Raw genomic sequence first — 13,493 nt, 5'->3', positions numbered from 1 at the left:
GGGAAGGAGGGTGATTATGAATGTAAGGCTAATTACGGCCGTCATTCTTCTTTGGTCATTTATGGCATCAGCCGGGGTGTTCGCCCAGGTGCCTCTTGAAAGCACCCCCTTCTGGCAAACATCCGAAGAAGATATGTATTCCACCGGAATGATCTGGCGGGATTGTAATAATGACGGCTGCATCGATGGTTTTTTTTCCAATGGCAATGATATTGTCATGGCTCCCAATTATGTTTACCTTTCGAAGTACGGGACAATGCCGTCGGTGGCTTCATGGTATTCGGCCAATAACGATTATTCCGGGCATTGTGCCGTGGGTGATGTCGATGATAACGGTTATCCCGATCTGGCGGTCTCCAATTTCATCGGCCACGGGGGGTTCAGCACCGCGGTAGAATCGGATTTATATCTGAATTTCAATGGTCGCCTCAATACCACCCCGGACTGGCACACGGATGATACCATGTTTACTTTTTCATGCGCCTTCGGCGATCCCGATGGTGACGGCGATCTGGATCTGGCGGTGGTCAACGGTCAGGGTTACGGCGGTCCCCAGGAATATGATGGTATCTATTTTAATATCGACGGTGTTTTGCAGACCACCCCCGGCTGGGTTTCCGCGGATCCGACCGAGGGAATGGATGTCACCTGGGGCGATGTCGATAATGACGGCGATCTTGACCTGGCTTTCTGTTATGATGACCGCCCGGCCCAGGTATTCTATAATAATGGCGGGGCAATCGAGACTACTCCGTCGTGGTCTTCATGGGTCGACGAATCGGCCAATACCTTGATTTTCGGCGATGTCAATGGCGATGGCTGGCTTGACCTGGTGGTGGCCTATAACTACCAAAACAGCGGGCACGGGTACTACCGGGTGCATTTCAATGACGGCACCGGGACCTTGCAGAATTTCCCCGCCTGGCAATCGGCCGATGGCGGCTATGGATCGGCTGTCTCGATGTATGATTATGATAATGACGGCGACGATGACCTGGCGGCCGGGCGATGGTGGGATCGACCTCGGGTGTATGAAAACACCGGAACCGAATTCAGTTATGAACCGGTCTGGCGCGCCGATGGATCAACCGTAGTGGAAGAAATGGCTTGGATCGATATCGACGGCGATGGTGTCGAACAGCGGGCCGACACCTTTTATGTCATGGACGGACGCAGGCTGCTTTACACATTGCACCACCCTCTTCAGGCGATCGATTCGGTCGCAATTGACGGGGTGACCATCGATATTGATGCCTATTGTTTTGATTTGATAAGTGGCTGGGTATCTCTGGGACAGGAACCGTATGACAGTGTTGCCATATATTACCAGTATTCATTCAAGAATGATCTGACCGTTTCCAACTGGGATACCTTTAACATGGCTTTCGGTAATACCAGCCGGCCGTATCTTGACTTTTACGCCGACACCTCGTACGGCCCCGTCCCGCTGGCGGTACAATTCAGCGACAGCTCGATCGGATCATCGGACTGGCAGTGGCATTTCGATGACGGCGACAGCGCGACCGAACCGAATCCTTTCCATGTTTATCAGAATGGCGGGGTTTTTGATGTTCGCCTGGATGCCGTTCTGCCCGATGGACCGCATAACCGAACCAGGAAGATGATGATAATCACCTTTGCCGATACGCTTTATTTCCCGAACGTGATATTTTCTGGCGATACGGTCAAGATTCCTCTTTACCTGAAGAACTGCCACCCGCTATACGCGTTCACCATTCCGCTTGTTTACAGCGGGTCGCTGGACCTTGGATACTTCGGCTATGATACCGATTCCTGTGTCACGGATTATTTCGATCTGGTCAATCGAACGGCTTCGGATCCGACCGGGAAAAAACTGGCTTTCAATTTCACCGCCAGTCTCTCTGGCACAAAACCGCCTTTGGCACCGGGCTATGGAAGAATTCTGAATTTCTATTTTCTGCGGCAGTCAGGAAGCGGAACCAATATTCTCGACACGACCACCATTTCGGCGAAGTATCTTAATCTAAACGCCGACTATATCAATTATCAGCCCGTGGTCCAGACCGGTTACATCACCAATAATTATGTGATCAAGGGTGATGCCGATGGTAGCGGGGCTATAAATATTCTGGATGTGACTTTCCTGATTCGTTACCTGTACCTTGGCGGACAGGCTCCTGATTTTTATGCCGGTGATGCCAATTCCGACGGATCGATTAATATTCTCGATGTCACTTATTTAATTAATTATCTGTATAAAGACGGGCCGCCGCCCGCACCAATTTATCAGGGTTGGTAAGGATAGAAGAGGGCTGAAAAATCCTGGAAAAAATGGGCGATGATGGCCGGCCAGATCGACCCCGTCCGGATATATAGCAGAGCGAAAAAACTACCGTAGATTGACATCAATACAAATCCGCCGATTCCCTGGTAGGTATGTCCGGCGCCGAACGAGAGCGAGGAAAGAATTATCGGCAGAACCCATCCCCGGGTTCCGGCGAATATCTTTAACCGGGTTAAAAGATACCCTCTGAAAACGGTTTCCTCGCATATTGCCGCGGTCAGGGACAGAATCACCCAGAAAATACGCTCGGTGGAATCGGTGGGCAGAATCAATCCTAGTTCCCCGGGGATTTCGATATTTATCAAGCTGAAGAGGAGAGCAATGACAGCCATCAAGAGGTTGGCCACCAGCAGGAAGGCAATCGCCCACAGGAAATCTATCGGACGGATTCTCTTAAATCCGATACCTGTCATTCCGGTTTTTTCGCGATAAACAGTCAGGAAAATCAGGGCAAAAAACAGCCATTGCATGATTATGGTCGGGAGATAGACCAGTAAAATCAAAGACAGGGACATTTTCTCCAGGATGGCAGTCGGGTCATCGATCGCCACCAGGGCCTGGGCGGGCCAGAGAACCAGCAGTATAAACAGGGTGATATAGGACAGGCGGCTTTTTCTGAATTCGGAAATCGACGGCCCTTCCGATTGTCCGGTCGGATTATCGGCCTCGTAGGCGGAATCCCTTTCGGGGTTGAAATCGTCCAGAGCAGTACTCCCGTCGGTTACTCGGATTTCCTGTTTTCGAAAAATCCCTTCAGAATCAGGGCCAGTCCCACGATAATTATTATGACCGGCCAGCTTTTTTCGATACCCGGCATAATATCGAAATTGATCATCAAAAAGATAATTCCAAGGCCGATCAGTATAATTCCGCCGGTAACGTGGCCGTGATGATCCTTGTGCCGGCTTTCACTTGTGATATTCATGTGATTTTCCCATTAATGACAATATTTTCTTCCTCTTTATTCTGTAGCAATTGACTTTATCTCTGTTTATGCTAAATTTAAAAAAAAGTTGGATATTTAAAAGGGAATTCTGGCGGATATAAAATTATGAGCAGATTTTTGCTTGGCCTTCAAAATGGTATAATTTATGGACCGGTCAACTCCCGGCGTTTGGGATCATCACTCGGGCTTAATATTCTGCCGATTGAATATAAGGCCTGTCCTTTCAATTGTATTTATTGCCAGTACGGTTTTACCTTACACGAGGGCTATGTGATCGACTCCGATGGCCGTAATATGCCCAAAGTTCATCAGGTGGCTATGGCTCTTGAGGCCGGTTTAAAGGCTAATCCCGATGTGGCCTATGTGACATTTTCCGGTAATGGCGAACCGACTCTACATCCCCATTTTACCGATATTGTCACCGAGGTAAAAAAAATCAAAGAACGTCTTGTTCCAAACGCCCGGCTGGCTATTCTGTCCAACTCGGCCTTTGTCTGGAAGCGGGAAATCCGGGAAACCCTGAGCCGATTGGATGTCTGTTTTATGAAACTTGACGCCGGCTACAGGGAATTATTCATTAAATTCAATCGGCCTCACCGGGATATTAATTTCGATGATATCGTGGCGGGCCTGAAACAACTTCAAGGTGTGATAATTCAGGCCCTCTTCGCCGGGGGAGATAATGGCAACTATAATGATTACGCCATTGACCGCTGGGTGGAGACCATCGGTCAAATCCGGCCCGCAGGCTGTCATATTTATTCCCTGGATCGGGGCACGCCCGATGATAACTTGACGGTGATTGATCAAGATGGATTATTGAGAATCAAGCAACTGACCGAGGAACGAACCGGGATTCCAGTCGAGGTTTTCTAAACCCCTTATATTCAGTCCGGCCAATCGACAATTTATTTATTTAAATTTAAAGTTTCGGGTCAATGTGATTCTTGTGATACACCCGGAGTCTGTCTCACACGATTTCTTGTGATCCCCATATGGTGGACAGCTGCGGGATCAACCGTTTTTTTCCGGATAAAAAAGGAAATTGTGTATGTCCGGAAAAAGACTGGTCTATTGCGACTGGATTGTCAAGATCGGGGTCGATCCCCGGCATCGTTACAGCCTGCCCTATCTGAATAATAATATCCAGCCCAATGAAAGGGTCGTCAGGGCCGTCAGGGAAGCCCTGGAGCATCTTTCGCCGTTGGAGAGGGAGTTTATTGAGCGCTACTATTTCAAGGGAGAGTCTTATCGAAAAATAGCCCTGGCCCTGAATCGCCGTTTCGGACGGATGGAAAGTCTGCATCGGCGAACTGTCGGCCGTCTTAGAAAATTACTGGCCCGCTTTGTTAAAACCGAATTCGATCTGGAAAACAAAATAAAGGCAGAATGCCCGCTTTGTATATCGCCGTATCGGGTCGAAATCGATGCCCTTATCGAATCCAAAACAAAAGAAGAAACCTGGAAAAATATTATCCGGATTTTGAAGGAAAAATACGGAATCATTATCCAAACCCCGCAAATACTGATCGGTCACCATAAATATCATTAAATTAAGGAGGGTACGATGACAGATAGAAAAATGAAAACCCGGGGAGAACACTGCCTGAATATCTTTGTTTCCTTTGAGCTAAAAGAAAAATTAAAAAACCTGGCGGAACGTCATGATCGAACCGTAGCCGACATTGTCCGGGCGGTATTGAAAATCGGTATCCCGGTTATGGAAGGTGTGTCCGAGGCCGAGGAGAAGATGGTCAGAGAATATGTCCAGCTTTTCCGTAAGTTCAGACAGGTGAAAAACTTAAAAGACATATAGGGCTTTTACATGGGAATTTTTAGCTTGTAAAGATATAACGATATTCGTATTATCCCATTTTAGGTGGAAACTATGCTGGAAAACCAAAGAACCATAAGGCGAGAAATATCACTGCAAGGTATCGGTCTGCATACCGGGAATCCCTCCAGGATGACATTCAAACCGGCGCCCCCTGACAGCGGGGTGAAGTTTACCCGGACCGATCTTCCCGGCCGGCCATCGGTGGTGGCTGATATTGACCATGTGGTCGATATCTCGCGAGGTACCAGCCTGGCCAACGGAGATGCCCGGGTATATACGGTGGAGCATGTTCTGGCGGCCATATCCGGACTCCAGATCGACAATCTGGAAGTGGAATTAACGGCCAATGAACCGCCGGTGGTCGATGGTTCGGCCCGCCCCTATGTCGATAAATTGCTTGAGGCCGGAATCGAGACCCAGGATGCCGAACGGGAGTACCTGGAAGTCGATACGACCATGTCGTATTCCGAACCGGATCGGGCGGTCGATATCGTGGTGACACCATCGGATACTTTTCGCATAACTTTCATGGTCGATTATAAAAATCCGGCTCTGGGAACGCAATATACTACCCTGATCGATCTGGAGAAGGAATTTGTCGATGAATTCGCCCCGGCGAGAACTTTCTGTTTTCTTTCCGAGGTGGAGATGCTTCGCGATAAAGGATTGATCAAGGGCGGGGGATTGAATTCGGCTATTGTAATTTATGATTCCGACAAGGGGCAGGTCGAGGTGGACCGGATTAAGAGGGCTTTAAATTTGACGGATGAGGCTTTTGTCGGGAAGACGGGGATTATTAATGATATCCCCCTGCGTTTTTATAACGAGCCGGTCCGGCATAAGGCCCTGGATCTGATCGGCGACCTGTTTTTGATCGGGGTGCCGATTAAAGGGCATATCCTGGCGGCCCGTTCGGGTCATAAGGCCAATGTGGAACTGGTTCGAAAATTGCGGGCTCTCTATAAAAAGAAAAAACTGGCCAGCAAATTTCAGAAGTCCAAGGCCGAACCGTTTCTTGATATCAACGGTATCATGAGTATTATGCCGCATCGTTATCCCTTCCTGCTGGTTGACCGGGTTCTCGAGCTGGAACCGGAAAAAAGAGTCGTGGCGATCAAAAATGTCACCGTGAATGAGCCTTTTTTCCAGGGGCATTTCCCTGGAAAGCCCGTGATGCCGGGGGTGCTTATTATTGAAGCTATGGCCCAGGCGGGAGGCGTCCTGCTTCTGGAAGCGGTGGAGAAACCTGAAACCAAGCTGGTTTTCTTCCTGGCCATCGATAATGTCAAATTCCGCAGAATGGTAACACCAGGCGATACTCTTCGTTTCGAACTGGATATGCTAATGTTCCGTCGCGGCACCTGCAAGATGAAAGGCAAAACTTTTGTCGGCGATACGGTCGTGGCGGAAGCAGAACTCATGGCTATAGTTAAGGAAAGATGAACAATATACATTCCACGGCGATAATCGATAAAAGCGCCGTTCTGGGCGACAACGTTACGGTCGGTCCCAATACGATTATCGAAAAAGAGACTATAATCGGAAACAATGTCAGTATCGCCGCCAATTGCCTGATTGCCCAGTACACCGAATTACGGGATAGTGTAACCCTGTCCCACGGCGTCGTTCTCGGAACGGTACCCCAGGATCTGAAATTCGGCGGCGAGAAAACCCGTCTGATTATCGGTGAGGGAACAACCATTCGCGAGTATGCCATGCTGAACCGCGGCACCAAGCACAGCGGTCAAACGGTGGTTGGAAAAAACTGCCTGTTGATGGCTTATTCGCATGTTGCCCACGATTGTTACCTGGGTGACAATGTCATTATGGCCAATGCCGTCAACCTGGCGGGCCATGTGGAAATAGGCGATTATGCCATTATCGGCGGGGTCGTTCCGATTCATCAGTTTGTTAAAATCGGGGCCCATTGCATGATCGGGGGCGGTTTCCGGGTTCCCCAGGATGTCTGCCCGTATTCACTGGTCGGCGGGTATCCGCTTAAGGTTATCGGTATTAATGCCATCGGACTCAAACGCCGCGGGTTTGCCCCGGAGGCAGTTCATCTGCTGGAAAAAGCCTTCAAGTTTTTATTCTTTTCCAATCTCAACACATCGCAGGCGGTTGAGCGGATAAAAGGAGAAATCCAGCCGATCAAGGAAATTCAGATCATTCTCGATTTTATCGATCGTTCCACCAGGGGGATAACCAAGTAATCCGGCCAGTGGTATCGAATATAGACTGATATTATTTATGGATAAATTAAAAACGGCTGTTATCGGGGTGGGTCATCTGGGACGACATCATGCCCGATGGTACAAGACGATCAATGAATCGGAACTGATCGGGGTCTATGATGCCGATCAGGAGAAATGCCGCAAAGTGGCCGAGGAACTGGGGGTGACAGCTTTTAAGGAAATGACCGACATCTTCGACCGGGCGGAGGCGGTGTCGATCGCAACCCCGACCACAACCCATTTCGAAATCGCCCGCCGGTTTATTGAGCAGAAAATTCACTGCCTGATCGAAAAACCGATTACGGTTACGGTCGATCAGGCTTACCGGTTAATTGAACTGGCTGAACAGCATGGTGTGATTTTATCGGTGGGACATATCGAGAGATTCAATCCGGCCGTGACGGCGCTGAAAAAATTCAATATCGCACCCCGTTTTATCGAGGCCCATCGCCTGGCCGCCTTCGATCCTCGCGGAACCGATGTGGCGGTAATTCTCGATTTGATGATTCATGATGTCGATCTGGCCCTGCATCTGATCAAATCGAAAGTCGAACGTATCGAGGCCTCGGCAGTGGCGGTGATTTCGGATAAGGCCGATATCGCCAATGCCCGGCTGACTTTTGCCAACGGCGCAGTGGCCAACCTGACGGCCAGCCGTATTTCACTTCATGCCATGAGAAAACTGCGGATATTCCAGAAATCCGGGTACTATTCGCTCGATCTGGCCGAAAAACGAGCCGATATATACCGCCTGGCTGACGACGGCTCCGATAACGAACCCGGGATGCGGATTCCTCTGGGCAAATCGGGCCATGATCTCCTTTACAGCAAGGATGGCTCCAGGGATGAAGATATGCTTTGCCGCGAACTGACCAGCTTTGCCCGGGCGGTTCTGGATAACTCGGCGCCCGAGGTTTCGGCGGCGGAGGCGGCCGAAGCCCTGCGGGTCGCCATTGAAATCGATAAAATCGGCATAAATGGGGTTCTCTCCGGAGATGTCCGATAAAACAATCCCGATATTTCTCTCGGCCGGCGATCCCTCGGGGGACATCGCCGGGTATCATCTAATACAGGAGTTAATTATCCGTAATGACAACCTGTCTTTTCTGGGGCTGGGTGGATCACGGATGAAAGCGGCTGGTCAAGAACAATTGATTGAAGGATCGCGTCTGGCCGTCCTCGGATTCTGGGAAGTGGCCCGAAAGTTCATGTTTTTCAAAAGGCTAATAAATCAAGCGGCGGTGCAAATCGAAAAGATACGACCCCGGGCGGTGATTCTGATTGATTATCCCGGATTCAACCTGCGTCTGGCCAAGCGGATCAAGCCCCTTGGAATCCCCATTATTTATTATGTGTCTCCCCAGGTCTGGGCCTGGGGCGGCAAGCGTATTCACCAGATCAGGCGACTGGTGAATTTGATGCTTCTTATTCTTCCTTTCGAAAAAGAAATATATGATAAGGCCTCGATAAAAAATCAATTCGTCGGTCATTATCTGCTGGATGATATGGATAACCGTTTTATCCGGTCCCCGTACAATCCGGATTCTGATCTGATCCTGCTCATGCCGGGTTCGCGCTCTCAGGAAGTCCAGCGAATGCTGCCGACGATGCTTGAAACGGCCGCGAGACTGAATCGGGATAACCGCTGGAGATTCGCCATCGCCGCGGTCGAGGGAGAGATCGACTATAATTCATATCTGAACGAGATTGAATTTCCGGTGCAACTGGTCAAAGGGGGGACGCGGGAGTTAATCGCTGAAAGCCGGCTGGTGATTACTTCATCGGGTACCGCCACCCTTGAAACAGGAATAATCGGGCGGCCGATGATTGTTATCTATAAAACCGGGACGCTGACTTATCTGATTGCCAGACACCTGGTCACGCTGGATAAAATCGCCCTTGTTAATATTACCGCCCGTGAGAAAATCGTCCCGGAATTAATACAAAACCGGGCCGTTCCGAAAGCCATCGCCGGTGAAGCGAAAAGAATGCTTGAAAACAAAACACTCTGTCTGGATATTGTCCGACGGTTGAATGAAATCTGTGAACGGCTGGAAACGACAGGTGCCTCGGCGCGGGCGGCTGAGGCTATCATGGAGTATATCTCGTGCTGACTCTGTATAAAATCTTCACGATGATTCTCTACTATATCAGTTTACCGGTGATATTTCCGGCTTATCTGGCGGGTTCCCTCAAATGGGGACATCGTCTGGGATACGGGTATAAGCCCTGTGATCGGCAGGGATGCCAACTGTGGTTGCATGCATCATCGATGGGTGAGGTGAAGGTTATGGGGATTCTGATCGGGCAGTTGCGGAAAATTGACCCGAATCTTTCCCTCTATATCACCGTCATGACGGATACCGGCTACCAGAGCGCACTTGATCTGGTATCGAAAAATACCGCCGTCGGTTATATTCCTCTGGACAGCCGGCCGGCCATTAATCGCTTTTTGAAAACCGTCAATCCGGCCCGGGCGGCTTTTATCGAAACCGAAATCTGGCCCAACATTATCACTGCGCTGGGACATCGCCGAATTCCGGTTTTTTTGGCCAACGGACGGCTTTCCGAAAAAGCCGCCGGACGGTATCGGTTGGTACGATCTGGACTGGGCCGGGTTTTTGAGCAATACACCGCCATGATGGTCCAATCGGAGGAAGATCGGGAACGTTTTATATCCGTCGGGGCCCGACTGGATGGGATCGACGTGCTGGGCAATTTAAAATTCGATGCGCCGATGACCCGGTTGAGCGATGAACGTATCAGGGAACTGAAAAATTCATTGCCATTTGGAGTTAAGGCGAAATTATTTATCGCCGGTTCGACCCGCGGCGGTGAAAATGAAATCATCATTAATGTTTTTAAAAAGCTGGCAGGCGAGTTTCCCGATGTCCGCCTGATTCTGGTTCCCCGTCACCTGGAAAGAGTCGGCAGTATTCGTTTACTCTGCGATACGGCTCAAGTCAAATACCGACTGTTTTCCCAGGAGGGGATTACCAAAGATGACCCGATGATTCTTGTGGTTGACAGTATGGGGGTTCTCAACGACCTGTATTCGGTGTCCGATATCGCCTTTGTCGGCGGGACACTGGTCGATATTGGCGGCCAGAATATACTGGAGCCGGTCTGGGCCGGAATACCGGTACTCTATGGTCCCTCGATTTTCAACGTACGTGACAGCTCGGCCTATATCACTGGCGGTCGATTCGGCAAAATGGTGACCGATGGCGATGATTTATACCGCCATCTGGTCGGATATTTCAGGGGGGAGTTGACCTTCAGGACCAAAAACAGAAATGAAGATGAGAACTCGCGGGCCTTTCAAACCGCCCGAAAAATTCTGGGGCCGGCGGTAGCCGATGGAAAAACTGTGGCTGACAATAATCAATAATAAAAACAAACCCGGATACTGGCCGGCGGTTTTTATTCTATGGCTGGTCTCTATCCTCTATAATATCGGGGTTCATGTTCGTCGTATTTTCAGCCCTGCACCTGCCCGGATTTCGATTCCGGTCATATCAATCGGGAATATCACGGTCGGCGGGTCCGGCAAAACGCCAATGGTAATCAGATTGGCCGAATACTTTCGAAGCCGAAATAAAAAGGTGGGGATTATCTCCTCGGGATACGGAAGAAGATCCAAAAAAAATATCGATGGAACAGGTCAGGAGATTGCCTCCCTGGCGGTCGATCTGACCGGGGACGAGGTTCTGATGATGGCCGAAACCCTTCCGGATATTTATTTTACGGTGGCCAAATCGAAATATGAGGCGGCCGGGCGAATGGATGAAAAATACCATCCTGATATTATCCTGGTCGATGATGGTTATCAGCACCATCGGCTGGGCCGTGATTTCGATCTCCTCATAATCGACTCCGGGATCGATTTGCGCAAAGAACATATCTTTCCTCTGGGAAGACTCCGGGAGAGTATTCATGCTCTCGAACGGGCCCAAGGAGCAGTCCTGACCAAAGGTAATATTTCCACAGCCGCGCCCGGTTATGTTGACTGGATCAGGGGGAATTTTCCGGGAAAACCGGTGGCCGAAGTGGAATTTGTCAACGAGTCTATTGTTGCGGGCGGGAAAAGAATTCCCATCGACGAAACGACCGGGCAATCGGTTTATTTCTTTGCTGGAATCGGCGGATTTTCGACTCTTTTGAACTATGTCAGAAGTATGTACGGCAATATTGCCGAACAGCGACAGTTTCCCGATCATTGCTGTTATTCTCCGGAAACGGTTGCCGAATTGACAAAGGATATAGATAAAATTAATCCGGATCTGGTTTTAACTACTCATAAAGATTATGTAAAAATAAGAAATTTTGATTTCGGTCGAATCGTATATTATCTTGATTTACAGCTTCGATTCATATCCGGTGAACAGGATTTGCTGGAAAAACTCGATCAAGTGGTAAAGAAATAATGGAACGACATTACGACTTCCTGATAATCGGTTCTGGAATTGCCGGGTTGTTTTTTGCCCAGAAAGTGGCCGCCATGATGCCCGATCGGAGGGTAGCGGTAATTACCAAGAAAAGCGAAACGGCCTCGAACACCAACTACGCCCAGGGCGGAATCGCCACGGTGATCGCTCCAAGCGACAGTTTTGAGATGCATGTCCGGGATACGCTGGTTTCCGGGGCCGGGCTGTGTAATAAGAAAGTGGTCGACCAGATTGTTAAATACGGGCCGACCGCGATTGGAAAACTGGTCGAGGTGGGAGTGAATTTCACCCGGAAAAAGGGGCGTTTTGATCTCGGCCGCGAGGGGGGCCATTCCACCAATCGGGTGGTGCATGCCGCCGATCTGACCGGGCGCGAGATCGAGCGGGCCCTTCTGACCTCATGCCGGCGCAAGAAGAATGTCGATATTTTCAGGGAAACCATTGTTCTTGATTTGATAACCTATATTCATAACGGCCGCCGCCGTTGCGGCGGGGTTTACACCTTCACCCGCAAAAATCGCGAGTTCAGCAGTTTTTACGCCCCGGTGACACTTCTGGCCACCGGTGGAGTGGGGCAGGTGTACTATAACACGACTAACCCGGATATCGCCACCGGCGACGGGATCGCAATGGCGTACCGGGCGGGGGCGAGGGTGGCCAATCTGGAATTCGTGCAGTTTCACCCGACCACATTGTATGATCCGGGACGCAAACCGTTTCTTATTTCCGAAGCGGTTCGCGGCGAGGGGGCGATTTTAATCAATTCCGAGGGGAAACGGTTCATGCGCGGTTATCATGCGCTCAAGGAACTGGCCCCGCGCGATATTGTGGCCCGGGCCATCGACAGCCAGCTCAAGGAATCGGGCGACGATTGTGTCTATCTCGATATCAGTCACCTCAATTCCCGCTTCACCAAAAAACGGTTTCCCAATATTTACAAAGAGTGTCTCAAACGGGGAGTCGATATCACCCGCGAGCCGATCCCGGTTGTTCCGGCGGCGCACTATATGTGCGGCGGGGTGATTGCCGATCTGCACGGCCGGACTGATATCGAGGGGATGTATGTCTGCGGCGAGACCGCCTGCACCGGGATGCACGGGGCCAACCGGCTGGCCTCGAATTCGCTTCTGGAAGCGGTGGTGATGGCCGATTTCGCCGCCGATGATGCCGTCGAATTCCTGAAAAGAGAAAAATTCCCCGAATCCCCGGCGGCCGAACACTGGCTGCAATCCTCGATCACTTTGAAAAAAGAGAAAATCGTGGTGTCGCACGACCGGCTGAGCCTGAGAAAGCTGATGTCGGATTTCGTGGGGATTGTCCGTTCCGAGGACCGTCTGGCCCTGGCCGGGGAGCGCACCCGGGTTATTCACAAGGCCATCGAATCATATTATCTCAGTCAGCCGGCCTCGTATGCGGTGGTGGAACTGCGTAATATCGCCCTGGTGGCCAATCTGATAATCCGGGCGGCTTCGCGGCGCAAGGAATCGCGCGGATTGCATTATATTGTGGATTATCCCGAGACCCTGGATACTTGGAAACGCAACACGATCCTAAGGCCGAAAAACTACCTCCCCCACCGGACGGGCAAATAGCTTGGCAAAATAACCCGATAACACAACCTGGATGCGTGTCGTCCGGAATGAAAGTGTCCCATAAGATTGCATATCAATAGAAAAGTCCATATTTATTCCCCGAATAGATA

The 13,493-nt window shown here is 50.2% G+C and carries 13 protein-coding genes; 11 read left to right on the top strand and 2 right to left on the bottom strand.

Going from position 1 to position 13,493, the window contains the following annotated elements; translation table 11 throughout:
- The first annotated feature begins 16 nt into the window (after positions 1 to 16).
- The gene (locus JXQ28_11700; protein MBN2278397.1) at positions 17 to 2,281 is read left to right on the top strand and encodes a VCBS repeat-containing protein; all 2,265 of its coding nucleotides are present in this window, start codon (positions 17 to 19) and stop codon (positions 2,279 to 2,281) included.
- Here the strand turns inward: JXQ28_11700 and JXQ28_11695 are convergent.
- Both JXQ28_11695 and JXQ28_11690 read right to left on the bottom strand, forming a co-directional pair.
- Complete coding sequence (locus JXQ28_11695; protein MBN2278396.1) at positions 2,269 to 2,877, bottom strand: CPBP family intramembrane metalloprotease; 609 nt, start codon at positions 2,875 to 2,877, stop codon at positions 2,269 to 2,271. The genes JXQ28_11700 and JXQ28_11695 overlap by 13 nt on opposite strands.
- A 170-nt stretch (positions 2,878 to 3,047) precedes the next feature.
- A complete protein-coding gene (locus JXQ28_11690; protein ID MBN2278395.1) occupies positions 3,048 to 3,251 on the bottom strand; it encodes a hypothetical protein in 204 nt (67 codons plus the stop codon).
- Positions 3,252 to 3,377: 126 nt separating this feature from the next.
- Here JXQ28_11690 and JXQ28_11685 point away from each other — a divergent pair, with 126 nt between their 5' ends.
- The 10 genes from JXQ28_11685 (at position 3,378) to nadB (ending at position 13,383) form a co-directional block, all read left to right on the top strand.
- Positions 3,378 to 4,148 carry a radical SAM protein gene (locus tag JXQ28_11685; protein MBN2278394.1) on the top strand — a complete coding sequence of 257 codons (771 nt, stop codon included), beginning with the start codon at positions 3,378 to 3,380 and terminating at the stop codon, positions 4,146 to 4,148.
- Positions 4,149 to 4,323: 175 nt separating this feature from the next.
- Positions 4,324 to 4,824 (top strand): hypothetical protein, encoded by a 501-nt coding sequence (locus tag JXQ28_11680; GenBank protein MBN2278393.1) that lies wholly within the window; start codon positions 4,324 to 4,326, stop codon positions 4,822 to 4,824.
- A gap of 15 nt (positions 4,825 to 4,839) precedes the next feature.
- Complete coding sequence (locus JXQ28_11675; GenBank protein MBN2278392.1) at positions 4,840 to 5,088, top strand: hypothetical protein; 249 nt, start codon at positions 4,840 to 4,842, stop codon at positions 5,086 to 5,088.
- A gap of 72 nt (positions 5,089 to 5,160) precedes the next feature.
- Entirely contained in the window at positions 5,161 to 6,552 is a 1,392-nt protein-coding gene (locus JXQ28_11670) for a bifunctional UDP-3-O-[3-hydroxymyristoyl] N-acetylglucosamine deacetylase/3-hydroxyacyl-ACP dehydratase (protein MBN2278391.1), read from the top strand.
- Positions 6,549 to 7,322 (top strand): acyl-ACP--UDP-N-acetylglucosamine O-acyltransferase, encoded by a 774-nt coding sequence (gene lpxA, locus JXQ28_11665; protein ID MBN2278390.1) that lies wholly within the window; start codon positions 6,549 to 6,551, stop codon positions 7,320 to 7,322. The genes JXQ28_11670 and lpxA overlap by 4 nt, the downstream gene beginning before the upstream one ends.
- Before the next feature lie 37 nt (positions 7,323 to 7,359).
- Positions 7,360 to 8,349, top strand: a complete 990-nt coding sequence (locus JXQ28_11660; GenBank protein ID MBN2278389.1) for a Gfo/Idh/MocA family oxidoreductase — start codon at positions 7,360 to 7,362, stop codon at positions 8,347 to 8,349.
- Positions 8,339 to 9,457: a lipid-A-disaccharide synthase gene (gene lpxB / locus JXQ28_11655; protein ID MBN2278388.1), complete on the top strand. Its 1,119-nt coding sequence runs from the start codon at positions 8,339 to 8,341 to the stop codon at positions 9,455 to 9,457. The genes JXQ28_11660 and lpxB overlap by 11 nt, the downstream gene beginning before the upstream one ends.
- A complete protein-coding gene (locus JXQ28_11650; GenBank protein ID MBN2278387.1) occupies positions 9,451 to 10,734 on the top strand; it encodes a hypothetical protein in 1,284 nt (427 codons plus the stop codon). Before lpxB ends, JXQ28_11650 begins: the two co-directional genes overlap by 7 nt.
- Positions 10,703 to 11,770, top strand: coding sequence for a tetraacyldisaccharide 4'-kinase (gene lpxK / locus JXQ28_11645; GenBank protein MBN2278386.1), 1,068 nt, complete (start codon positions 10,703 to 10,705; stop codon positions 11,768 to 11,770). The genes JXQ28_11650 and lpxK overlap by 32 nt, the downstream gene beginning before the upstream one ends.
- Entirely contained in the window at positions 11,770 to 13,383 is a 1,614-nt protein-coding gene (gene nadB / locus JXQ28_11640; protein MBN2278385.1) for an L-aspartate oxidase, read from the top strand. The genes lpxK and nadB overlap by 1 nt, the downstream gene beginning before the upstream one ends.
- Positions 13,384 to 13,493 lie beyond the last annotated feature (110 nt).

Source organism: Candidatus Zixiibacteriota bacterium (assembly GCA_016933955.1).
Classification (GTDB): domain Bacteria; phylum Zixibacteria; class MSB-5A5; order GN15; family PGXB01; genus JAFGTT01.
The sequence above is the reverse complement of the archived record's forward strand: the minus strand, read 5'-3'. Positions and strand labels throughout refer to the sequence as shown.

Excerpts from the sequence above, each read along its gene's own strand:
- JXQ28_11700 (MBN2278397.1), top strand. The coding sequence starts at position 17 with ATGAATGTAAGGCTAATTACGGCCGTCATTCTTCTTTGGTCATTTATG.
- JXQ28_11690 (MBN2278395.1), bottom strand. The coding sequence starts at position 3,251 with ATGAATATCACAAGTGAAAGCCGGCACAAGGATCATCACGGCCACGTT.
- JXQ28_11685 (MBN2278394.1), top strand. The coding sequence starts at position 3,378 with ATGAGCAGATTTTTGCTTGGCCTTCAAAATGGTATAATTTATGGACCG.
- JXQ28_11680 (MBN2278393.1), top strand. The coding sequence starts at position 4,324 with ATGTCCGGAAAAAGACTGGTCTATTGCGACTGGATTGTCAAGATCGGG.
- JXQ28_11675 (MBN2278392.1), top strand. The coding sequence starts at position 4,840 with ATGACAGATAGAAAAATGAAAACCCGGGGAGAACACTGCCTGAATATC.
- JXQ28_11670 (MBN2278391.1), top strand. The coding sequence starts at position 5,161 with ATGCTGGAAAACCAAAGAACCATAAGGCGAGAAATATCACTGCAAGGT.
- lpxA (MBN2278390.1), top strand. The coding sequence starts at position 6,549 with ATGAACAATATACATTCCACGGCGATAATCGATAAAAGCGCCGTTCTG.
- JXQ28_11660 (MBN2278389.1), top strand. The coding sequence starts at position 7,360 with ATGGATAAATTAAAAACGGCTGTTATCGGGGTGGGTCATCTGGGACGA.
- lpxB (MBN2278388.1), top strand. The coding sequence starts at position 8,339 with ATGTCCGATAAAACAATCCCGATATTTCTCTCGGCCGGCGATCCCTCG.
- lpxK (MBN2278386.1), top strand. The coding sequence starts at position 10,703 with ATGGAAAAACTGTGGCTGACAATAATCAATAATAAAAACAAACCCGGA.
- nadB (MBN2278385.1), top strand. The coding sequence starts at position 11,770 with ATGGAACGACATTACGACTTCCTGATAATCGGTTCTGGAATTGCCGGG.